This is a genomic window from Shinella fusca, from assembly GCF_014203155.1.
GTDB classification, from domain to species: Bacteria; Pseudomonadota; Alphaproteobacteria; order Rhizobiales; family Rhizobiaceae; genus Shinella; species Shinella fusca.
This window is the reverse complement of the sequence record NZ_JACHIK010000001.1, coordinates 62,093-84,332: the sequence shown is the minus strand read 5'-3', so window position 1 is coordinate 84,332 and position 22,240 is coordinate 62,093. Positions and strand designations below refer to the sequence as shown.

General features: G+C 58.8%; 24 protein-coding genes. 8 read left to right on the top strand and 16 right to left on the bottom strand.

What is annotated here, in order from left to right; all coding sequences use genetic code 11:
• Window positions 1-229: 229 nt before the first annotated feature.
• Window positions 230-463 carry a helix-turn-helix domain-containing protein gene (locus tag HNQ66_RS00405; protein ID WP_184139725.1) on the bottom strand — a complete coding sequence of 78 codons (234 nt, stop codon included), beginning with the start codon at window positions 461-463 and terminating at the stop codon, window positions 230-232.
• Window positions 464-569: 106 nt separating this feature from the next.
• Between HNQ66_RS00405 and HNQ66_RS00400 the strand changes: the two genes are divergently transcribed.
• From HNQ66_RS00400 to HNQ66_RS00390, 3 genes are all read left to right on the top strand, one after another.
• Complete coding sequence (locus HNQ66_RS00400) at window positions 570-956, top strand: hypothetical protein (protein WP_184139723.1); 387 nt, start codon at window positions 570-572, stop codon at window positions 954-956.
• Complete coding sequence (locus tag HNQ66_RS00395) at window positions 953-1,123, top strand: hypothetical protein (protein WP_184139721.1); 171 nt, start codon at window positions 953-955, stop codon at window positions 1,121-1,123. The genes HNQ66_RS00400 and HNQ66_RS00395 overlap by 4 nt, the downstream gene beginning before the upstream one ends.
• 210 nt (window positions 1,124-1,333) lie before the next feature.
• The gene (locus tag HNQ66_RS00390) at window positions 1,334-1,546 is read left to right on the top strand and encodes a hypothetical protein (RefSeq protein WP_184139719.1); all 213 of its coding nucleotides are present in this window, start codon (window positions 1,334-1,336) and stop codon (window positions 1,544-1,546) included.
• Between the two features lie 135 nt (window positions 1,547-1,681).
• Here the strand turns inward: HNQ66_RS00390 and HNQ66_RS00385 are convergent, their stop codons facing one another.
• The gene (locus tag HNQ66_RS00385) at window positions 1,682-2,182 is read right to left on the bottom strand and encodes a hypothetical protein (RefSeq protein ID WP_184139717.1); all 501 of its coding nucleotides are present in this window, start codon (window positions 2,180-2,182) and stop codon (window positions 1,682-1,684) included.
• Between the two features lie 197 nt (window positions 2,183-2,379).
• On the opposite strand from HNQ66_RS00385, the gene HNQ66_RS00380 reads away from it, so the two are divergent.
• The 3 genes from HNQ66_RS00380 to HNQ66_RS00370 all read left to right on the top strand — a co-directional run bounded on the left by HNQ66_RS00380 (window position 2,380) and on the right by HNQ66_RS00370 (window position 4,691).
• Window positions 2,380-2,547 carry a hypothetical protein gene (locus tag HNQ66_RS00380; protein WP_184139715.1) on the top strand — a complete coding sequence of 56 codons (168 nt, stop codon included), beginning with the start codon at window positions 2,380-2,382 and terminating at the stop codon, window positions 2,545-2,547.
• Entirely contained in the window at window positions 2,544-2,720 is a 177-nt protein-coding gene (locus HNQ66_RS00375; protein WP_184139713.1) for a hypothetical protein, read from the top strand. The genes HNQ66_RS00380 and HNQ66_RS00375 overlap by 4 nt, the downstream gene beginning before the upstream one ends.
• Before the next feature lie 90 nt (window positions 2,721-2,810).
• The gene (locus HNQ66_RS00370) at window positions 2,811-4,691 is read left to right on the top strand and encodes an ATP-dependent nuclease (RefSeq protein WP_184139711.1); all 1,881 of its coding nucleotides are present in this window, start codon (window positions 2,811-2,813) and stop codon (window positions 4,689-4,691) included.
• A gap of 240 nt (window positions 4,692-4,931) precedes the next feature.
• Here the strand turns inward: HNQ66_RS00370 and HNQ66_RS00365 are convergent, their stop codons facing one another.
• The 12 genes from HNQ66_RS00365 to HNQ66_RS00310 all read right to left on the bottom strand — a co-directional run bounded on the left by HNQ66_RS00365 (window position 4,932) and on the right by HNQ66_RS00310 (window position 14,726).
• Complete coding sequence (locus HNQ66_RS00365) at window positions 4,932-7,112, bottom strand: phage tail tape measure protein (protein WP_184139709.1); 2,181 nt, start codon at window positions 7,110-7,112, stop codon at window positions 4,932-4,934.
• 13 nt (window positions 7,113-7,125) lie between these two features.
• The gene (locus HNQ66_RS00360) at window positions 7,126-7,404 is read right to left on the bottom strand and encodes a phage tail assembly protein (protein ID WP_184139707.1); all 279 of its coding nucleotides are present in this window, start codon (window positions 7,402-7,404) and stop codon (window positions 7,126-7,128) included.
• Between the two features lie 162 nt (window positions 7,405-7,566).
• A complete protein-coding gene (locus HNQ66_RS00355; protein ID WP_184139705.1) occupies window positions 7,567-7,980 on the bottom strand; it encodes a hypothetical protein in 414 nt (137 codons plus the stop codon).
• The gene (locus HNQ66_RS23395; protein ID WP_210308626.1) at window positions 7,980-9,245 is read right to left on the bottom strand and encodes a hypothetical protein; all 1,266 of its coding nucleotides are present in this window, start codon (window positions 9,243-9,245) and stop codon (window positions 7,980-7,982) included. Before HNQ66_RS23395 ends, HNQ66_RS00355 begins: the two co-directional genes overlap by 1 nt.
• Window positions 9,246-9,480: 235 nt before the next feature.
• The gene (locus HNQ66_RS00345; protein WP_184139703.1) at window positions 9,481-10,041 is read right to left on the bottom strand and encodes a hypothetical protein; all 561 of its coding nucleotides are present in this window, start codon (window positions 10,039-10,041) and stop codon (window positions 9,481-9,483) included.
• Window positions 10,042-10,051: 10 nt separating this feature from the next.
• Entirely contained in the window at window positions 10,052-10,612 is a 561-nt protein-coding gene (locus tag HNQ66_RS00340; RefSeq protein ID WP_184139701.1) for a hypothetical protein, read from the bottom strand.
• Between the two features lie 113 nt (window positions 10,613-10,725).
• On the bottom strand, window positions 10,726-11,160 hold the full coding sequence (locus HNQ66_RS00335; RefSeq protein WP_184139699.1) for a hypothetical protein: 435 nt from the start codon (window positions 11,158-11,160) through the stop codon (window positions 10,726-10,728).
• Window positions 11,161-11,165: 5 nt separating this feature from the next.
• Window positions 11,166-12,497: an AAA family ATPase gene (locus tag HNQ66_RS00330; RefSeq protein ID WP_184139697.1), complete on the bottom strand. Its 1,332-nt coding sequence runs from the start codon at window positions 12,495-12,497 to the stop codon at window positions 11,166-11,168.
• Window positions 12,475-12,720, bottom strand: a complete 246-nt coding sequence (locus HNQ66_RS00325; protein ID WP_184139695.1) for a hypothetical protein — start codon at window positions 12,718-12,720, stop codon at window positions 12,475-12,477. Before HNQ66_RS00325 ends, HNQ66_RS00330 begins: the two co-directional genes overlap by 23 nt.
• A gap of 105 nt (window positions 12,721-12,825) precedes the next feature.
• A complete protein-coding gene (locus HNQ66_RS00320; RefSeq protein ID WP_184139693.1) occupies window positions 12,826-13,308 on the bottom strand; it encodes a DNA N-6-adenine-methyltransferase in 483 nt (160 codons plus the stop codon).
• Window positions 13,305-13,532: a helix-turn-helix transcriptional regulator gene (locus HNQ66_RS00315; RefSeq protein WP_184139691.1), complete on the bottom strand. Its 228-nt coding sequence runs from the start codon at window positions 13,530-13,532 to the stop codon at window positions 13,305-13,307. The genes HNQ66_RS00320 and HNQ66_RS00315 overlap by 4 nt, the downstream gene beginning before the upstream one ends.
• 114 nt (window positions 13,533-13,646) lie before the next feature.
• Entirely contained in the window at window positions 13,647-14,726 is a 1,080-nt protein-coding gene (locus HNQ66_RS00310; protein WP_184139689.1) for a tyrosine-type recombinase/integrase, read from the bottom strand.
• A gap of 171 nt (window positions 14,727-14,897) precedes the next feature.
• On the opposite strand from HNQ66_RS00310, the gene dusA reads away from it, so the two are divergent.
• Complete coding sequence (gene dusA / locus HNQ66_RS00305) at window positions 14,898-15,905, top strand: tRNA dihydrouridine(20/20a) synthase DusA (RefSeq protein WP_184140429.1); 1,008 nt, start codon at window positions 14,898-14,900, stop codon at window positions 15,903-15,905.
• Window positions 15,906-15,983: 78 nt separating this feature from the next.
• Window positions 15,984-16,604: a J domain-containing protein gene (locus tag HNQ66_RS00300; protein ID WP_184139687.1), complete on the top strand. Its 621-nt coding sequence runs from the start codon at window positions 15,984-15,986 to the stop codon at window positions 16,602-16,604.
• Between the two features lie 81 nt (window positions 16,605-16,685).
• On the opposite strand, the gene HNQ66_RS00295 is transcribed toward HNQ66_RS00300, so the two are convergent.
• Together HNQ66_RS00295 and uvrB are read right to left on the bottom strand one after the other, a co-directional pair.
• Window positions 16,686-19,076 (bottom strand): protein kinase domain-containing protein, encoded by a 2,391-nt coding sequence (locus HNQ66_RS00295; RefSeq protein ID WP_184139685.1) that lies wholly within the window; start codon window positions 19,074-19,076, stop codon window positions 16,686-16,688.
• Window positions 19,077-19,141: 65 nt separating this feature from the next.
• Entirely contained in the window at window positions 19,142-22,183 is a 3,042-nt protein-coding gene (gene uvrB / locus HNQ66_RS00290) for an excinuclease ABC subunit UvrB (protein WP_184139683.1), read from the bottom strand.
• Window positions 22,184-22,240 lie beyond the last annotated feature (57 nt).

The window sequence follows — 22,240 nt, the reverse complement described above, 5'->3', positions numbered from 1 at the left end:
ATCCGCGGCGGCGGGGAAAGGCCGAGGGTGGTTTTTCCGCCGCGCATGGAGTATGAGCCGGCCATGACGACGAGAGGCACATTCTACCGGCAGGCCGTGGAGACGGGGGCGAAGATCTTCGCCACCGCGCCGATGATCGACTGGATGGCCTGACCTGAAATACAGGCGAGCGAGGTGGTGAGTCGTACTTCTCGTCGTACCGTTTTGGGCGGGTAGGGCAGGGCGAGATTTATGTCGTCCTATCGCGCAGGCGAACGCCTGGGCCGTTTCCGTTCTGGTCGATGAAGATGACGCCTGCCGTTTCGAGCGCCGCCTTCAATTTCGTTTGCGTCGCAGAATTCAGCCCGCCCCGCTCATTCTCAAAACGAGTGATGGTGGCGGTCGTCACCCCTGCCATAACTGCTAGATCACGCACACCTATTTTCAGCGCTGCGCGGGCCATCCTCAGTTGGGCGGAATCCATAGTTGTCACCTTGTAGCAAATTATTGTTACGGGGTGTTGACTTTGGATTTGCCACCCTGTATCAATTACCTATCACACGGTAACAAGTCAACGAGGAGCCCACCCCATGCACATGCACACCACGTCACCCGAAAGAAGGCTCGAGCCGCGCAGGTTGGTGCCGAGAAGACCTGTCTCCGCCCATGTCAACAACCCCGCCACCATCCTCGGCTTTCGGCTGCACCTTCGCAGCAAGAATCCTGCGAAGTTCCAGGTCGGCGACATGATCACGTTCGAAAAGGCCAGCGGGCGCAACTGGCCGCTTCTGATCCTCGATATTCGCGGCAACGATGTCGATGTCATCTGCTACAACGGTAATCCGCATCTTGTTCGCATCAAAGTCACCACTCTAGACGCCCTGCGGATCGTCAAGATCGAGAAGTTCAATACCGAGGCCGTCGACATGTACCGCGCGCTGGTAGGTCTGGACATCGACCACGAGGCCGTAGCATGACCCACCTCATTTTCCGCGACGGCACCCGCGCCGAACTCGTCGATCGCACAGACGACCACGTCACCTACAAGCGCCATGACGGGGTTTGCGTGACCTTGCCCTTAGCTGCCGCACAAGCGGTTGCGGTGGGCGTGCTGACGACCTTCGATTTTCCCGCCAGCCGTTAGCCGCATCTGTCGGCTGGCTTTTGCCGGTGGCGCTGTATAGCCGCCCCGGCCTTTTATTACACCGCCCCGCCGACTACCAACCGGACGGGGTACCTGAGGAGACGGCCGAACCGCTCGCCCTAACAACGGGGCGGGCGGTTTTTTGTTACTGCAATACAGCCACACGCAACCATGCCGGCGCAGCATCCCTGCATCAAACAGGAGGCTGGCATGAAGCGCAACGACTACGTGTCTGACGCCGAATTCGAGCAATGCATGCTCATATCCGCCACGCTGGTGGATCGCTACGGCGACGAAATGCTTCCGATCTTAGAGCGATTGGAACACGAGTATAAGATGCGGAAAGAGAAACGCGACGCTGGCAATCAGGTCGACCGCATCAAGGCGCTAATCGCGGCAGACAAGGCGCCTACACTGGCTTAGCTTTAAGAAAGCTTGCCGCCATCCCTTTGAGATCATTCGGCACGTATCGGTGCATACAAAAATGTATCGAGCGCTTTCAATGGCTTGCCGCTGACATTTCAGCGGCAAATCCCATGAGGCCCAGCTTCATCCCTGCTACTTCTGCCCAGCCATGCACTTCACGAGTGCAGCGCCCGCCTTCGTCGAGCCCCGCGCGGATAGCAGGAAAGGTCGATCGCTGATGCCGTCCTTAATCGCGATCTGCTTCTGGGCAGCAGCAAAAGCCTTCACGAAAATCTCGGCATTCTCCTTGGACAGTTGCGTTTGGGCGGCAGCGACGTTGTCACCTACCGCGCCGACCTGCCCGGCTTGCCCGAGGATGCGTTTACCATCGACGGCAAACTCCATCTCCGGCTGAAAGTCCGAAAGATTGGCATCCATCGCGAAGCCGGGAACGGCGCGAACCATAAGGCCGGGTTCTGCCGTGTCACAAACAATTAGGACACCCGACCGCATGGAGTTGGAATAGTCCACCGTCGTCCTGTTCCCACCAGAGAACGGATCATCTTCGCTTTCGGTGGTCCAACTATTAAAGCCGGCGAGCGCCGGACTCGTAATCGCCAGGGAAGCCAAGCAAATAGCCGTTAGAAGTCGCATTCCATACCCCCAAGTCTTTGCAACCTTTAGTCATAATCCACTAAACGCGTCACAATGCAATCGGGAAACACCCCCCAATAAAGGCTGGACGTCTTGCCGCGCCGACCTAGGACGGGAGGCGACGGTTAGGGACCTCCACCCTCCTTGACACCGCACCTCCAAAATGAGAACATAACAAGAACAAAGCGGAGGTTGTCATGCACGCAGACCCCATCCAGAAAGCCCTTGAGATGGTCGCCGCCAGCCGCGCGTTACGCGAACGCCAGTTGGCCAATCGCGCTGAACTGCAGCGGAAGGTCGCCGCAGCCGCGAAGCCTCTCTATGTCCTGAAGAGCAAGCGCCAATTGGAGCTGCGGCTGCAATGACCCCGCGCCGGCAGGACAAGCCAGACGAGGCCTTTGTGGTACTGGCCCTGCACGACTGGGACGCATTAGAAGCCCTGCGCACATTCCTGGCCGAACGGGATGCGGTCGAAGAGCGCCTGCGGATCGCGGTCCTGGCGATGGGCCGCGGGTTCATGCGGGGATGGCGGCCGTAGGCTACATTAATTTACTGTGGTTGTACTATCGTAGGCTATAGACAATTTTTGGTGTCTCGAAGAAGATTCTCTCATATTCGAGGAGGCACTATGCGCTACACGAAATTTCGAATTCAGAATTTCAAGGGCATCAAAGATACGACTATCGACTTGAATTCAGGTGTCGGGGCGTCGGTCTTTCCGCTTGTCGGCCTCAACGAGAGCGGCAAGACAACGATCTTGGAGGCCATCTATAGTTTCTCACCTGACCTTGGCACACGGGATCTAATAGACCGCGGATTATCGTCTGAAGACGATAGTGTACCAAGGCACTTACTATCGAGCTTCACCGGTACAATCAGTGTAGCGGCGACTCTTGCCGTCGATGGACAAGATCGCAGGTCTATTGCACGCATGCTTGCTCCCGAGCTTACTTTGGAGGATATCCCAGATGAAATCACAATGTTCAAGGAGAGACACTACAAGAACGGTGATAAGCAGTCATCCGGAGACAGGATAGAGCCCTCGCTTCGAGTAAAAAAGAAAGGGGAACGTAAATTCAGGAAACCAAACGATGAAGAATTCACAAGAATATGGCGTTGGTTCTTTTGGAGAACCCCGAGCATAGCTTATTATCCCACGTTTGTTTTCGATTTCCCGAAGAAGATATACTTAAGTGGAAAATTTGGGGCAAAAGATGCCCTGTATCGACGTGTGTTTCAAGACATTCTTGATCAAGATGGTCAGGGCCACACAATTGAAGAATCGATAGTGCAGAGAGTGCAAAATGAAGATTTTGTTGTATCCTGGACAAACTTCCTCTCATTGTGGTCCAACCATCGCGATCGAGACAAGATACAGCAAGTTATGGATAGAGCGAGCTCTACTGTTACAAAGGTTGTTCTCGGACGGTGGAATGAAATTTTCGGAGAGAAACCTGCTGGGAAAGAGATAGTAATCAGCTATGATGTTACCGAAGGCGAGGAGACTAACAAGGCCGGTATCGTCGAAAAGACACTCAAGCACAATGTCGTCATAAAATTCCACATCAGAGACGGAACACGGCGCTTCGAAGTAAATGACAGATCTTTAGGATTTAGGTGGTTTTTTGCCTTTATGCTATTCACGCAGTTTCGAGTAGCGAGGGACACGGTCCGGCCGGTATTATTTCTCTTTGACGAGCCAGCCGCAAATTTGCATGCTGCCGCACAACAGAAACTTATCGACAGCTTCCCGGAGATCGCAAAAGATCAGCATATGCTGATATACACAACTCACTCTCATTACATGATAGAGCCAAAATGGCTTGAGCAGACTTTCATTGTTACTAATCGGGCAGATGCGCCGACGTCGTCGATTATGGACGCTGTGTCGCTAGACGATGAGTCGCTAGACATTCGCGCAACAAAATACCGCGTATTTGTAAACGATCACCCTAGTCAAACCAGCTATTTCCAGCCAATCCTTGACAGGTTGAACGTTGTTCCTTCGAAATTTGACAGCAGGAGGCAGTCTGTAATAACAGAGGGCAAATCTGATTACTACATTATGAGATATGCTATCCGCCTTTTAGGAATGAATGAGATAGCGTTGCTTCCTGCAATGGGAGCGGGTACACTTGACGCCTTGCTAAGTATTCATATGGGGTGGGGGCTCGACTTTCTGTTTGTGCTGGATTCCGACAAGCAGGGAAAGTCCGAACGGGAAAGGTATCTATCAGAATTCGCTGCTCGGCCAGACGACATTGTGGGCATTGGCGATCTAGTGCCCGGCCTAACGGAAATCGAAAAGTTACTCGACGATGACGCGCTAGACCTTATCGCTGCTGATATCGGTGCGACGAAAACACCGACGAAAAACCAGATTCGCCGGTTCTTCCAAGAGCGCTTGGCAGCTGACGACGTAATCGAGCTCACTCCGAAATTCAGGCAAAATGCGACAGAACTGCTGGAAGCAGTCAACCTTGCCCTAAGTAGAAAGCAAGCAAATTGAGCGAGGGCTTCTGCTCAGGCGGCTGAGGATGGTGGCCACTATCGGTTGCGTCTACGGGAACCTTTCACCCCCATCCGCGTTCCGGGCGCGCAATGGGGGCATCGTATATGGAACTAGACAACCTTACGCTCACCGAAATCATCGCGCGTCTGCGCAAGCTTGCCGACGAGATCAGAGTGCAGGCGCAGGCCGGCACCACGCCGGCCTAGTGCGTGAGGCCAGCGAAAGGCCCTCCTCGACTTAAAACCCGCCACCACCGCTGAACGTAGATTCAAGCGCTGACTTGGCGGCCTGGCCGAGCCGAGAAGCCGCCGCCTCGACGGCGTCCTGCGGAGAAGCGATGTTGCTGATCGTCACTGGCGCATGGACCGTGATATTCGGCCGCTCGTGGTTCATAACCTGAACCTGCTGCACACCGCTTGGCTGCGTCATCGCCGCGATGCTTGAGGCATCGATGGTGACGGGCTGTGGTCCTGCGCCCAAGCCGGCACGGTGCATGCCACCTTCGAATGCTACGCCGCGCCACATAGCGTTTGCACGATCGAGCGCCGGGAGAAGGTCAGGATTGCCGCGCGTCGCGGATTCCATTGTCCCGTGCGATACTGCGTCCAGGGCACGGAATGTCGCCTCCGCAACCATGGAAGGCGTGCCAAGCAGGCGGCCCGCACCGCGGCCAAGCCAGCCGAGCTTGGAGCCGAACCGACCGGTCAGTTGGCCGATCTTCTCGAATGCGGTTAGCTGAGTAGATTTCCGGCCGGAACCGACAAGATCAGAGATGCCCTCGCCGCTGAGCCAACGAGCCAGGAATTGCCCACCCTTTTTCGCTGCAGCACCTGCAACGCTCGCACCAGCGCCACGGCTTCCGGCAACGGCAGCAGAGCCACCTCCCAGCCCCAGAGCGGCGGCAACACCGCCGATGCCTCGCACGGCCGACAGGATCGTCGACGCGCCGCTGAGCAGCATCATGGCGCTGGCCAGCTTGCGGATCGCGCCGGCCACAGCAAGGAAGCCGATCGACCATTTCAGCGCCTCCCAATAGTACGGCGACAAGTCCGCGAAGAACTTGACGATCGGGTTGTCGCGGACATCCTCGCCGAACTTCCGAATGGACCTGCCGTACTCCTGGAATTGCCCGAAAAGACGACCGTATTTGTCGGCCGCTGCGCTGGCGTCTTCCGCGCCGAATATCAGGTCACGGATAGATTTGAAGACGTCAGTGCCGTCTCCCAGACCGAGACCGGACGCAAGACCGCCCAAGCGCGACTTCAACTCGTCGAAAATCGTGAAGCGGCTGTCAAGCGTGTTGAAAACGTGCGAAAGATTGTCCGCCACTTCCGAAACCGGGCCGAGGAGATTGGCACCGATGCTCTCCCCAAGGTTCTCGATGGAGACCTTGAACGACTTGACCTTCTGGTTGGCGTCATTCATCCGGCGCGCATAGGCGTCGGCGACGGTTCCGGAGGCCTTCTCGGCATCCTCCCTGATGCGGATATAGTCCTTGAAGTCGGAGAGCATGGGCCGGACGAAATCCAGCACCTGCTTGTCGCCAAACAGCTGTCCCAAGAGGTCGGCCTGGCCGCCCTTGGTTTTCTCGTCCACCAATCGAATGAAATGCTCGATCGGCGAAATGCCCTGCTTGTGGGCCTTCTTCAGCTCCTTTGTGACGTCTATCCCGAAACCCTTGAAGCGCTTCATCACCTCCGGGCTCATGATCTTGCCGAGGAAGTTGCTCATGTTATTCGCGGCGCTCGATGCGTCGCCCGCACCGCGGCGTGCGATCTGGAGCGCCGCGGCCATATCGAGGATGCCGTCAACGCCCTCGATGCCGAGCGACTTGGCGGATGCGGTGAGCTGCGGGAAGTATTGCGCCATGTCGCGCATTTCGAACGCGCCGGCATTACCGGCGGACGTCATGCCGTCGAGCATTCTCGGGATCTGGTCTGACAGAACGTTGAGGTTCTGCATCGCTGATACCGACGCACCGGATAGGTCCGTCATCGAAGCGCCCGTCGCCGTCGACGTCTTACCAATCGCCTCGATCGACCCCATGGCCTGATCCACGCCAAGACCCATCGTCAGCATGGTGTCGACGCCGGCACGAAGGTCCGATGTGAACTGGTTCACGCGCGGACTCATATCAGCCAGACGCTTCTGCATGACGCCGAGCTGTGCTTGGCTCAACTCGGCCTTGATGCCGATTTCGGAGAGCTGAGCCTGGGCGTCCGCCGCTGCGCTATACGTGCGCGACCAGCCCTGCGTGACGCCGAGATAGGCGCCGCCAAAAGCTGCCAGGCGCGAAGTCATGCCGGCAAGTGACGACGACTGGCGGGTAATCCCGTCGAGTGCCTTGTTGATCCGTCCCGCCCGGCCAGACACATTGTCGATGAGCGAGAGGATAAGGCTTGATTTCAAGACGACCATGGGGGGCCTTCCGCTAGCGCTTCGAATAGTCCCGAATGAACCGCGTGAGCCCATCGAGCACGGCATCAAGATTGACCGGGTCGATCTGATCGACGACGGCGCGAGGAAGGCTCGTGACGGCCGCGAGAACGTCGAGCAGGTTGTCGGCCAAGCTGCCAACATCACCGCTCGACCATGCAGCGTACGCACGCATCAGGATCGGCGAGTCGCCAAGGCGCGGCGGGCGCAGCGTCAAAACGCTGATTAGTTCGGGGCCGTTGGCGATCGGTTTGGAAAGAATGATGGTCGTCATTTTGTCTCCAGGTGTTTCAGGGATCTGAGCGGGAGCAGCATCGCCCCAAGTTCGGTCAGCAGCCCAGCTGCCTTTCCAGCCATGGAAGTACGATAGGTCAGCCAATGCGGCCTCCTTTAGGATGTGGGTGGGTGGTGGTGGGGGGTGGGGCCGAAGGGCCGGCTACAGTTCCGACGCGCTACGCCAAGTTGCGTCAATCTGATCGCCGGTCATGCCGTAAAGCTGGCCGATCAGTTCCGTGACTGGATGCGTGCGCCGGAAAGTCGTAGCACCGCGGATCAGCATGCGAGCTGCAAAGCGCTGGCTTTCAGGAAGCTGTTCGACCAGCGCGTCCATTGCGGCGGGGATGACGCCAGAGCCAACGGCATCCAGCGCTTCGTCTTGCGTGATGCGGCCTTCGATCGCCATCTGCTGGAAGAACTGACGATCAGAGATTTCGGAGGGCACGGCCGGCGGCGGGTTGAGGTAGGCAACGACGTCCGCGTGGTCCGGCTCCAACCATTCCTCGGCATACTCGGGCTGGGCAACACCATATACGCCGACGATGGCGCCATTCTTGCGTTCGACATAGGGCATCAGCTTCTTCCTCTCTTGTCGGTCCAGCCTACGGTAGCCATGTAAAGGGTGGTGTTTGCATCGGATGCAGCGAGGCGACTACGGATCTGTCCGGAAGTATTAGTCCGAACCCGCACTTGTTGGCCCTGGCGGTTATCGATGTTGCCAGTACCAGCGTTGGAGAGCGCCCCAGTCAAGGCGACTGTCAAATCATCAGTCGCTAGATCAGAGATGTACGCCATCCACTGACCCGCGCTTATGGAGTTTCGAACAACGACGTTGCACAGCGCGAAAAGTTGCAGACCGAGTGGAATTCGGAGTGTTCGAGTGACCGCTGACGTGCCAGGGTTTGTGGCCGAAACCTCCGTGCTTGGAATTTTATAGAAGAAGTCATCTCCATCTTGCACGAACCCCGCAATAGCGCCGCTCTCGCGAAGGATTGACCCAATCCGCCGTTTCCATGTGTAGTTCGTCGGCAAGGTTGGTGTGAGCGAGGCTGAAATTCCAACGTCAACAACGCCGGTATCCGACCTACCAATCAGGAAGACGTGGCCAGTCCCATTGGGCATAGAAGCGCCGTCGAGCCAACCGCCTTGGTTATTCCCAACTGCCCATGCGGCATCTGTGCGCTTGGTTAGAGCGGATGCAAGCACCATCAGAACTGGGTTGGTCTCCGTACTAGCCGCCTCACCTACGGCGATGTCAATATCGTTGGCCGCGTCAGACGCATTGTTGGAAAGCGTCAGACCGAAAATGTGCCCCTTGAGCGCTGCGCTGATGTTCGAGCGGGCCTGAGCCTGCTGCGATGCAGCGAGAAGCTGGGCTGCGTCAGCCCTGACCCGACTATCTAGCGCGGCGGCCGTCGCCGCAGCATCCGCCTTCCCAGCCAGCGCTGCAGTAGTCGCCGCCGCATCAGCCTTCGTCCCGATCAGAGCAGCCATCGTAGCCGCGAAGTTCGGATCGTCCCCTATGGCCGCAGCGAGCTCATTCAGCGTGTCCAGCGCACCAGGGGCGCTATCCACCAGCGCCGCAACAGCCGCCCTGACAAACGCAGTCGTCGCCAGTTGCCCGCTATCCGTGCCCGGCGCGGCCGTCGGCGCGGTCGGGGTGCCCGTAAAAGCCGGAGACGCCAAGCCAGCCTTGGCTGCTATGGCAGCCAACGCGGAAGCAACGTCCACGTCAATGGCGCGTAGGGCTGAAACTAGGCGATCAATGTCTACCTTCAGTGTATTCCCAACCGCAGGCTCTTGATACCCGCGGTTGGGGGTCGTGTTCTCAGTCACCATCTTGTGGATTCCCTAGAATTGAAAAGGCCTCGCGCGATGGCGAGGCCGGTGTAACGAGGTGCGGATAGCCCCCTCCGTTGGTTCCCCCTGGACCCACCCACCGGGGGAGCGGGTGGGCGCGACTGCGGGATTTCGGTCGCTGCAATTTTTTTCAAATGGGATTTCCTTCCGGGCTATCGGCTGAAAGCCCTGGAAATCCAACGTTTTCGCGGTGTGGGAACGGAAATGGCGGCCGCTATACCAGCCGGGAATGCCGCTCGAACATCGCGGCGGCCCAGCTAGGCAATAGATCAGCGGAAGCAATGCGACGGGCCGCAGGGACAAGCGGCGCGCTTCGTCCTGCCGCATTGTCGAGCGTCAAATTCGCGTGCAAGGCGACCTGCACCTCGGAGAGCAGCCGGTCAGATTCCTCCATCTGATTCAGCGCCTCCGCAATCACCTTGGCGGCCGGCACCACGCGTTTTCGAACCGTCTCCAGCACGGCCTCTGCAGACGCGTCCGCGGAAGCTCGTTTGGCCAGGAATTCTCGATCGAACTCGGCCGCCTCGGCCGCGCTGAGTTTGCGTTCCAGCTCGTTACGCGCGACGTCCGCGCGCTCGACCGCAATTCGCGCCGCGGCCAGTTCTTTCTCGGCTATGGCCACTTTCTCGTCCGTGCCGCCCAGGAGCGCTTCAGTGCGCTGAGCACGAGCGCGCTCAAGGTCAGCCAGGAGCGGTGCCGGATCCAGTTCCGAAATTGCCGCGCGAATATCTTCGGCGCTCTCGCTTTTCATAAGCTTGCGGATTTTTTCAAACATCTGGTTTCCTTTATGAAAACTCGCCGTGACGGACGAAAGGTTCGATGATCGACGCGGCGCGCTTGCCGCTCACGGTGTGTCGCTCCATAAGCTCTTGGGCGAGCATCTGGATCGCTTGCCGGACGCGGCGTTCTTGCGCGATGCGGAGAACGAGTAACTGCCCCTCGCGAAACACACCGCGTGCAGCATCGATACCGGCGGGAAGACCGACGGCTGCCCACGCCGCAAGAGCCATTCGGCACCCGTCGCAGCCGCCGAACTGGAAAGCCTCGACCCGAGCCAAGAAGTCGGCCTCGTCGGCCTGGCCAAAGGTCGACCAGCAGCGGGTAAGCGCCATTTCTCCGACTGGGCCAGCGTAAGACATGGCGACCGACTCTACGGGCTGGAGGCTTCCAGAGGAGACGAACTCCACATGCGCGGGTGAGCGCACCGTGACGGATGCAAGCACTGCCCCGAAGCCGTGGCCGATCACGGCGTGACACGCTTCGTGCCAGCAGACCCGCTCGTCCGGCTGGGGTTCTTCTATGGTGCCGATGACTGGCGCGGTCTCTGCGTGGAACTGGAAACCCATCGACCGCTCTACGGTGGCGGGCTCGATGAACTCGAACTCGCCTCCTGGGCAGCACTTCCGCCGTACGAATGTGTGAGCTTTCGATTCAGCCGTTGCGTCTTTATCGCCCAACGTCAACGTGCCGCTCCAATGCGGGCCGCTTTATCGATCACGTCCCTCCAGATACGGCCCACTGGAATGGTGATCGCCGTTGTGGTTGCCGACGGGGCGCGCCAGTTGCATCGGTCCGCCATGACGCCAGAGCCAGGATCAGGACCAATTGCCGCGATTTGATCAGGCGTCCCGGCGAGAACGGCGTCGGGCGCCGGTTCTTGCCGCATCACGACCGCGCCGACGCGCGCAGCTAGCGGCGGGGGAAACTTAAGTTTAACGAGGTCGCGGGCAACCGCGAAACCGGCGATATCTCGAGCCGAGTACCGAACTGCGTAGTCAGACTTCCGCCCGAAGCACCGCGAAAACCCTGAGTGATGCCAGCGACGGACGGTCGTTTCTTTCTCGTCGAGGACATTGGCGACATCGGCCGCGCCGAAGAGTGGTTCGTCAATCATTTGGTCTACCTCGCGACATAGAAGCGATCGCGCCGGTCCCAGTCCGCGAGACGCGAGCCTCGCGGCACCAACAGCGCCCCACGATTGGCGACGTGGTCTCGCTCGGCGATATGGCCGAGGAACTCGGACACGGAGAACACACCGCGGATGAAGTGCACGTCGAGTTCGTCCGCATCGAGAGCGTGTTCGTGAAGGAGGCCAATCCACCTCATGGTGACGTCGTCGGGGTTCTCGCCGGCGAAGTAAAATACCCTGCCGCCCTTGGTCTCACGCCCCGCAAACGGCGATCCGAGCGCGGTGCAGAGGGCGAGCAGCAGCGCCACCGCCGTCTTGCCGGACCCGGTCTGGCCGGTGAGCGAATACAGGAAGCCCGACTGCATGATGCCGTCGACCGCGTAATCCGGCGGCACGAACCCCCTGACGAAGTCGCCGCTGTGGATGAGCTCGGGACCGGCAGGACGGTTGTCGTTAGCCGGTGCGGGCATCGCGGCCTTCGCAAGCGCCTGCAGTTGGTCGATGGTGTTGCCGGCCTCCAGCCAGTCGGTGACGTCGCCCTTATCGGGAAGGCCCGGAAGCTCGACGCGCTTCACTTTGGCGATACCCTGCAGGAGGCCGATGGCCTTATCCGCTTTATCCGTGCCGGTCCTGTCGTTGTCCGGGATAACGAAGATAGTGCGACCTTTCAGCGGCGATAGGTCCGACGGCCACGAGCCGTTTGGCGCCGTCGTGGCGAGGAGGCCAGCGTTGATGAGCGTGTCGACGTCTTTCTCACCTTCGACGACATATACCGGCTCGCCGGGCCGCGCAGCGATCTCCGGCCACCTATAGATGATTGGATCTGGACGGCTGCCGAGCCAGCCGCCTTTCCCGTCCGGCTGGCGCTGAAGGAAGGTCTTGGATTCGGTGGCGTGCTCATAGCGCAGCACCTGGAATAGCACTTCGCCGTCCAGATCCACGTAATCGTATTCCACGGCCAGCCTGAAGCCTCGGCGTGTCAGATGGCCGTCATAGAATGCCTTCTGGGCCTCCTTCGATTTCAGGAGACCAGTGTGGGCAGCATGCGCCTCGGCTTTCTGACCGGGCGTGAAGGCTGGCTCGCCGCAGCGCTCGAGGACCCAGTCCTTCATGGCCACCGGATCTTCGCCGCTGAAACAATTCACGAGAAGACCGCGAGGCGCGGAGGGGTCGACGGTGATGGAAATCTCGGGCGAGCCCTTTTTATGCCCTGGCGCATGAGCGACCACCCGGTTGGTTCCGGCGATGACCTTACCGCCGATCGCCTTGGCGACTGCATGCGGATCGAGGTATACGGGATCAGGCTGCGCGATTGCGGTCATGGGCGGTGATCTCTCCGTGTACGAGCGCGATCATCTCGGCTGCGATTTCAGGGGTGAAGGTGACGGCCGCGCAGCCGAACGCCGACGGCGCAAACACGCGGAGGCCGGAGCCGGTCCGCTTTAGCGAAACATTGTGCAGACGCATGCCGTCTAGCTGGACGTCGAAACGGCAAAGGGTGTTCCCGCTCCCAGGCGGGGCGGGGCGGATATCCAATATCTGCATTCTTCCTCCTAGATTGCGCACGGATGCGCTGCCCGCCGGCACGCGGCCGGCAGATGGTTGAAATCATTGGGTGCAAAATTGCGTTGGTTAGGCGGCTAGGGCCGGTTAGGCGGCACCCCAGACATTCCCGATTGGCGAAAACACTTCCTTGAAGCGGTCTACGTTTGGCCCAAGATAGAAGAATGATTGCCCCTGAGCAGGTGTGCCGGGCTTGCGGTCGCGGGTCTCGAAACGGATGCGCCCTGTCTTGAGACATACTCGCATATTCGGAACCCTAAACAGCCTATGATACCATGCAGTATCCGTATTGTTGGGGACTAGGGCTATCGCCTCCAAGACCCGCCCGGAGAGGTATTCCTCCACGAGTCTATCGGTAAACGCGGCGAAACTGCCGCGGCCGTTCGGCGGGGAGAGCCAGACGCGGCCGAACCGCGGATTGCCAAGTCCGTCATCATCCGGTGTATAGTAGCGTTCCGCTTGGACGTTGATTTGCGCGAAGTCGGATGACGCGGGGTCTAAATCGATCCCGCCCATGACCTGCCGCGCCATGTTGATGTACGCCTTCGGCGTTACCCACTCGACGCTCACGACGCCGCCCTCGCTGCGGCCCGATTGTTGTCATTGGCGAAGTCATAGACGGCTGTACGTCGCGTGCCGGAAAGCCAAATGTCGAGTTCATCTTTCGTGTAGCGTACGGCTCCGCCAATCTTCAGGTAGACTGGACCGGAGCCCGTCATCCGCGTCTTGTTGAGCCATGATGCCGATTTGCTAATATATTCTGCGGCAGTCGCCGTCGTCATGAGTTGTGTCATTCTCCCTCCGTTCGGTTGTCGATATTTAAGTAGATAGTGTTTTGGCTGATTTTTTCAGCACAACCCTCCATTAACCTCTTGCTGTCGAAAACCGTCAATACTTAATTGGATCGTTCATTTTTTTTCACATGCCACATCCAGCCACGGCCAGTTGTCATACTTGTCGCCCGTCTGGCGGAGGTGCGTGTAGCGCTGCAGGGAATTCCATGAACGATGGCCGGAGACGCTGGCGGCGAGGGGGATCGTGCGCCCCATCTCAAACAGGCGCGATACGCCCTCGTGTCTCAGGTCGTGGAAATGCAGATCCTTGATGTCAAGGAACTGGCACGCTCGAGTGAAGCCGCCCGAGATTGCGTCGGTGCCGTACGGGAAAATTCGATCCTTCTCCCGCCGCATGGACAGGGCGATGCGGAGTGCTTCCGGAGGTAGCTCCACCCAAACGTCATTCCCCTTCTTTTGTCCTGGGTGTTTCATGTCGCGGACCAGTACGCGGCTATGTGCCTCGTCCAGATCGACCCACTTGATTCTCGTTATCTCCTCTTGGCGGCGTGTCGAGAACAGTGCAAAGGCGATGATCTTGTGCATCGGCGCAGAGTTGTGCGCTCTCGACTGCCTTTCGACGAAGAAGCTCATGAGAGCATCCAACTCGGCAAGGGTGGGCCGCCTATCGCGCTTTGCCGACTTGGAAATCGTCTCTTGTCGCGCCAGCGCAGACTTCGCCGCCTGCATCGCCTGATAGTCCAGCGGTATGTCCCATAGCGTCTTCGCGTCCTTAAAGACGGCCGAGACATGAGAGATATAGTTGCCGACTGTTTGTGGCTGCCTGCCGCCGTCGAGAAGCTCCCGCGCGAACGCGGAGATGTCGCTGGCCTTGATCGTCGAGCACTCCATCGCAGCGATGTTGTACTGCTTCACGGATCGCAAACATTGTGCCTTCGTCCGCCCGATGTCCTTCTTCTCCTGCACATACCGGTCGATCGCTTGCGCTAGCGTGAACGAGGGGAGAGCAAGGCGATCGAGGGCGCCGGGTTTGTCGAGCTCGCCCTCGCGAAATCGGATCCAAGCCTCAGCCTCGCGTCTCCGATCGAAGGTCTTTGCTTCCCGCAAAACGGTCTTCCCGTCTTTCTTCCGTATGATCTGCGCGGTATAACCAAGTGAACCGTCTTTGCGTTTCCGTGCGTTTATCGTGCCCATGTCGGTACAACATTCCTCTGATCGGTACGACATTGTTGTACCTGACAGTGAAAAGTGGTGCAACACGCGGAAAAACGCTGACAAAACCGGAAACAATCTCAGGCCGCTAAGATTTTGAATTTCTACGAAAAAGCCGTAAAATCAGGCACCCTTGTATTCGCCACCGCGCCGATGATCGACTGGTCCGACCGGCACTACCGCGTCTTCGCGCGCCAGCTCACGAAGAACGCGCTGCTCTTCACCGAGATGATCGTCGCCGACGCGATCCTGCGCGGCAACCGCGACCGGCTGCTCGGTTTCGATGCGGTGGAACGGCCCGTGGCGCTCCAGCTCGGCGGCAACGATCCGCAAAAGCTCGCCGAGGCGGCGCGGATCGGCGAGGGCTTCGGCTATGCCGAGATCAACCTCAATGTCGGCTGTCCCTCGGACCGGGTGCAATCTGGCACCTTCGGCGCCTGCCTGATGCGCGAGCCGCAGCTCGTCGCCGATTGCGTGGCGGCGATGAAGGCGGCGGTCGCCATCCCCGTCACCGTGAAATGCCGCATCGGCGTCGACGACCAGGACCCGGAGGTGGCGCTGCGTGACCTCGTCTCCCGCGTTTCGGCCGCCGGCACGGATGCCGTCTGGGTCCACGCGCGCAAAGCCTGGCTGCAGGGCCTTTCGCCGAAGGAGAACCGGGACATCCCGCCGCTCGACTACGGCCTCGTGCGCCGGCTGAAGGCGGAGAACCCCGCTCTTTTCATCGGCCTCAACGGCGGGCTTCACACATTGAGCGATGCCGTCCGCGAGATGGACGGCCTCGACGGCGTCATGCTCGGGCGGGCCGCCTACCAGGATAGCGGCATCCTGACGGGCGTGGACGCGCTTTTCCCCCATCCGCTTTCCCCCGAAGGAAAGCCCTCCGGCGCCGCCACCGACCCGCGGGACCTTCCGTTCGATCGCTGGGAGGTGGTGCGCGACGCGATGATCGCCTATGCGGCGGACGTCGTCGCCAGGGGCGGGCGGGTGGCGCATGTGACGCGGCACATGATCGGGCTCTTCCAGGGTTTTCCGGGCGCGCGGCGCTACCGGCAGATCCTGTCGAGCGATGCGACGAAGCCGGGGGCCGGGCCCGAAGTGATCGAGGCGGCCTTCGCGGCGGTGCTCGCCGCACGGGCCGAGGCCGCGGCGGCGGAATAGCGCTTTCTGTGCATCGCCCCGGCGCGACCACAATTTCGTCCCCTCGGGGTCCGAGAGTTTGCTAGAACCGACGACGCAATGCAGGAAGACAAGACAGGTGGCCGCGTGATCGATCCCTACGCCATGCTCGGACTAGAGCGCGATGCCGACGACAGCGCGGTGAAGACCGCCTATCGCAAGGCCGCCAAGGGCATGCATCCCGATTCGGGCGGCGACGCCGACCAGTTCGCCCGCCTGCAGGCCTGCTACGACCTGCTGCGCGATCCCGTGCGCCGCAAGGTCTTCGACGATACCGGCTTCGACCCGCAGCTCGCCGACCCGCGCGACCTCAAGGGCCTGATGCTGCTCGAGCCGCTCGTCAACGACGTCATCCTCGATGAGCGCGAGCCCGGCAGCTTCGACCCGCTCGCCGCCATGCGCCGCAAGCTCTCCGACGACATCGTCAAGAGCCGCTTCCACATCCTGGAGCTCGAACGCCACCGCAACCGCGTGCGCCAGCACATCGACCGCCTCGGCCGCAAGGCCGGCACGGATTTCCTCGGCTCCATGCTGCGCGCCCGCTCGCAATCCATCACCGAGGCGATCCGCAACGCCGAAGGCCAGATCCAGGCCATCGAGCAGGCCTACGCCATGCTGGAAGGCTATTCCTACGAACTGGCCGCGGCGCTGGAGCCGGTGAAGGGCGAGGCGGCGGAGTAGGCACCTGGCCTCGTTAGCGGTTTGGACGGGGCAAGATCCTTGCCTATTTCTGAATGAGTAAGAACCTATTCACTAGGGAATCTATTGGATTCTTATGAGTTTATCGATTGGTTCCTTTATTTCTTCGTGTAATTCTTTAATGTATCCAGTTGTATTCTCGGGTTTTATCGCAATCACGTAGTCCAACACGCCATGCGTGATATTGATTCGCCTTGTCTTTGATGCATACTTCTTCGCGAATTTATCCATCATTTCCTTGGTTTCGCCAAGGAGCGCTTTTCTTGATCTATATTGATTCGATCCTTCATCCGTGTACCGAACGCCAATGTTTATGTGCGTTTGATCGCTGTCTACATCGATTTCTATTTTTGTTCCTCCGGGAATCTTGAGATATCCCTTGTCGGATACATCATCCCATTGATATCCCCTACCATCGCTTATTTGGGATAATATCTCTTCCGCTATTAAATCGATAGGCTGCGGTGAAGATGGCTCCTGAAGGGCGTACACCGCTTTCTCTAGGCGACGGGAAAAGCTCGAAAAGTCCAGCCTGTCTTCCTGAGTAACCCTGCTCGCATCAATTATAGCGCGGGCGACCCTATGGTGGAGGCAACTCCAATTCGCCTTGAAGCCCGTCTTGATTGTGCTACGAACCCGCGTCTCCCAGTCGGCGCTCATACTCCAACCCGCCATTGGGTGAATGCCCCCGATCAAAGCGAAGGCCGTCATAGCGAGTCCGTAGCTATCCACCTTCGTTGAGCGGGTCGATACTCGCCTTGCTGGATCCGTTTGCTCAGGTGCAAGATATCCAAAGTCATCGCGGGACTCAAAAACAATGTCTTTTTCACTGGAATTCTTATGCCAAGACATATCGAAATCCAAAACAAAAATCTTTTCATATTCGAAGGTGGTGAAGTCAAAATTTTCAATCATAATATTTGACGGTTTGATATCTCTATGCAGTATCATCTCAGGAAGCTTGTGGCATCGATCTACAATCAACGAAATATCATTTATAATTTCGATCTTTGTCTTCCAGCTCATATCTTTAGATGAAGAAAATAACTCCTGTAGGCTATTACCGGGTATGATATCCATAACAATTGTTGGTGGAATTTCGAAAGCTTCAATTATTCTCGCAACACCGCTTATGCCATAGGCCGTCAATATTTTCATTGAACGAACGCCGCGCCGAAATCCTCCAATCATCTCGCGGTTGTTGACAATATTACTGTGCATTATCTTTATGCATACGGCATTGTTTTCTTCATCTGTTGCTTGAAATGCTTCACCAAAATTTCCTGACCCGAGTTCCGGAAATATGACCTTGTATCCAAAAAATACATTATCTGGAGGGACGCTGTCTTTGTAGAACGATTTCGTTTGTATAGGATATTTATATTTCCGACAAAATTCGTCGAAGGCATCATACAACGAGTCTCCAGACAGGCCATGCAATTCCTTGGCAATCAAGTCGGATAGCGTTCTCCTAACTTCTTCGCTCTCCAAGTTTGCTATTTTTCGAGGATCTTTGATCTCATTTTGAGATTCATTGAATATCTTTTGCGTTGTGATTTGTGGCGGTAAGCGCTGCTGTTCTTTTGAGTAGAATTTTCTGATGTCATCGACAAAGGAATTTAGAAATGCTTCATGTTCTGCGTCGTTCGATGCTTTATATAGGATTTTTTGAACGAAATTATCTTTCGACCATTCTTCCGATATTGAGTCTATCCTTGTTGTGAGCCAGAAAAGTCTTGGAGGAGCGAAGCCTGCGCTTTTGAGTTTAAGCAAGGCGGATGATATCGCGATGTCATCAGCACTTAATCCAACAAAAAGAACCGTATGGTTCATGTATATCTGGGACAGGAACAAGCGGTGGCCGTCGGTGGAAAGAAGTCTATCCAGTTCCGACTGCGTCAGAACCCACGTCTCATGATCGTGTAGGTGGCCGTGCATGTAAACGAGATATGGTTTCTCATCTGTAATTATTTGCCATTTCCTGGCGATCTCAAATCCATATACAGGAACAATCGATCTATGATTGCTTTGAGAAAAGGCTTGCCCGGTAATTGAGTCAAGGTTTAATGTAATAACTCCTCTTGGGGATAACTCAAAAAGCTTTTGATAACCTGACGGAACTTGTTCTTCATCGACGCTTAGCGTGTTTCTTATTATTCCGTTAAAGGTTGCTGTTCCTAAAATGTCCTTTGCGAGTTGAAAGAATTCCCAATAATTTGATGTGTTGGATGCTCTTTTAAAACGAGGATCCACAAATGATTTATCCGCCGACGTTTTCGTTGTATATAAATTATTAATTTGAAGCTGAATTGAATTTCTCAATTCCTTCCAATCGGGTAATCCGGCAGGTTTACTCAAGCCAGATCCAATAATAATCGTTAATGGAGCGATACTTTCGCTAATCGCTTTCTTGAGGAGTAAATGAGATGGTTGTTGTAGAAAATCCTCGAACAAGTAACGCCCCTCCACTTTAGGCCGATTTTAGCTGAAAAATACTATTCCTGCAATGCAGGATTGTTCTATCGCCCCGGCCGCCCCGTTTTCCCCTTGGTTCGCCCCTTGCGTTTCGCCTCCGCCGGGTCCTCGTAGCTCCCCGCGCCAATCTTCCCCCGACGAACCGGCTTGGCATCGTCCGCCCCGCTCGCGCGCTCCGGCTGGCCTTCGGTGGCCGGGGCAGTGCGTTTCTTGGTGGAGAGGGTTTCGTCCGGGCGGGTGGGCAGGGCGCCGGTGACGGGTTTTTCGGTGCGGCCGACGGTCATTTCGTCGAGGGTGTTTCGGCGGAAGAGGGATTTGCCGGCCGGGGTGGCGATGTCGCGGCCCATGTCGTCGAGGTCGGGCTTGCGGAAGAGCGGGTGTTCGGTGTCGGTGCCCGGGCCCATGTCGTCGAGCGAGGGTTTGGCAAAATAGCTTTTGCCATTCTCTTCTGTGCTCACGGCCGTACCGCCCTTCGGGCTGGCCTCCGCACGGGGCGCCGGACGATCGGCGGCGACCGCTTGGCCTTGCGGCTTCGCCGGGCTTTTGCTCTTTCCTCCACCTTCCTGCGATCTTGCTTCGTCCCGTGCCATCGGGTCGTCCATGACGGCGAGCTCGGCGGCCTTGAGGCGCTTGATCTCGTCGCGGATACGGGCGGCGGCCTCGAAGTCGAGGTCGGCGGCGGCGTCGCGCATCTGCTTTTCGAGCGCTTCGAGATGGGCCTTGAGGTTGTTGCCGACGAGGTGGCCGGCGTCGGCAAAGCCCTTGCCGGAGACGCCGGAAATGTCGGCGCGGACGTGGTCGCGCTCGTAGACCGAGTCGAGGATGTCGGAAATCTTCGCCTTCACCGATTCCGGGGTGATGCCGTGCGCCTCGTTGTAGGCGACCTGCTTTTCGCGGCGGCGGGTCGTCTCGTCCATGGCGCGCTGCATGGAGCCGGTGATCTGGTCGGCATAGAGGATGACCTTGCCGTCGACGTTTCGCGCCGCGCGGCCGATGGTCTGGACGAGCGAGGTTTCCGAGCGCAAAAAACCTTCCTTGTCGGCGTCGAGGATGGCGACGAAGCCGCATTCGGGAATGTCGAGGCCCTCGCGCAAGAGGTTGATGCCGACCAGCACGTCGAAGGCGCCGAGGCGCAGGTCGCGGATGATCTCGATGCGCTCCAGCGTGTCGATGTCCGAGTGCATGTAGCGCACGCGCACGCCCTGCTCGTGCAGGTATTCGGTGAGGTCCTCGGCCATGCGCTTGGTGAGCACGGTGACGAGGGTGCGGTAGCCGGCCTGCGCGGTCTCGCGGATCTCGCCCAGCACGTCGTCCACCTGGCTTTTCGCCGGGCGCACCTCGACCGGCGGGTCGATGAGGCCGGTCGGGCGGATGACCTGCTCGGCGAAGACGCCGCCGGACTGTTCGAGCTCCCAGCCGCCGGGCGTCGCCGAGACGGCGACCGTGTCCGGGCGCATGGCGTCCCATTCCTCGAAGCGCAGCGGGCGGTTGTCCATGCAGGAGGGCAGGCGGAAGCCGTATTCGGCGAGCGTCGCCTTGCGGCGGAAGTCGCCCCGGTACATGGCGCCGATCTGCGGGATGGTGACGTGGCTTTCGTCGATGAAGATCAGTGCGTTGTCCGGCACGTATTCGAAAAGGGTCGGCGGCGGCTCGCCGGGGCGGCGGCCGGTGAGGTAGCGCGAATAGTTCTCGATGCCGGCGCAGGAGCCAGTGGCCTCCAGCATCTCCAGGTCGTAGCGCGTGCGCTGCTCGAGGCGCTGCGCCTCCAGCAGGCGGCCGGCCTTCTCCAGCTCGGCGAGGCGGTGCTTCAGCTCCTCGCGGATGCCCTTGATGGCGCCGTTGAGGGTGGGGCGCGGGGTGACGTAGTGGCTGTTGGCGTAGATTTTTACCGATTTCAGGTCGCCGGTCTTCTGGCCGGTCAGCGGGTCGAATTCGGTGATGGCGTCGATCTCGTCGCCGAACATGGAGATGCGCCAGGCGGCATCCTCAAGGTGGGCGGGGAAGATCTCGATCGTGTCGCCGCGCACGCGAAAAGAGCCGCGCTGGAAATCCATTTCGCGGCGCTTGTACTGCTGCGCCACGAGGTCGGCGAGGAGCTGGCGCTGATCGAGCCGGTCGCCCACCTCCATCTGGAAGGTCATGGCCGTGTAGGTCTCGACCGAGCCGATACCGTAGATGCAGGAGACCGAGGCGACGATGATGCAGTCGTCGCGCTCCAGCAGCGAGCGCGTCGCGGAGTGGCGCATGCGGTCGATCTGCTCGTTGATCGAGGATTCCTTCTCGATATAGGTGTCCGAGCGCGGGACGTAGGCCTCCGGCTGGTAATAGTCGTAGTAGGAGACGAAATATTCGACCGCGTTCTCCGGGAAGAAGTTCTTGAATTCGGAATAGAGCTGTGCAGCCAGCGTCTTGTTCGGCGCGAGGATGACGGCGGGGCGCTGCGTCTCCTCGATCACCTTGGCCATGGTGAAGGTCTTGCCCGAGCCGGTGACGCCGAGCAGGACCTGGCTGCGCTCGCCGGAATTGAGGCCTTCGACGAGGTCGCGGATGGCGGTCGGCTGGTCGCCGGCCGGCTTGTAGTCGCTGATCATGCGGATCGGGATGCCGCCTTCGGACTTCTCCGGCCGGGCGGGACGGTGCGGCGTCCAGAGCTTGCCGTCCTTGAAGAGCGGGTTGCCGCTCTCGATCAGCTTCGACAGGGCCTCCACGGTGGCGGTGACGCCGGACCCCTTCTCCAGCGCGGCGGCGTCTTCCAGCGAGACGTCGAGGCCGGAGACCGGGTTGAGGCCGGCGGCGGCGCGCGTCTTCGGGTCGGACGAGCCGCCGATGGAGACGCCGCGGGAGGTTTTCGAGACCGTGACCTGCTCGGTGTGGCGGCGCGCGGCGTTCTCCACCGTCTTGCGGTGCTTGCCCGCCTTGGAGGCGACCTCGCGGCGGCTTTCGACGCTTGCGGCTTCCGCCTCGGCTTCGAGCTGCTTCACCCAGTCGGAGACGCTGCCCGAGAGCGGCTCGCCCTCGAAGGGCGATTGCGGGGCTTCCTCGAAACCGGGCTTCGGGGCGGGGGATTTCTTCGGAGATCTGGCCATGCGGGGAATATGGAGAGAGTCACCGCGAAAGGGAAGGGGGAGGGAGTACAAAAGGGA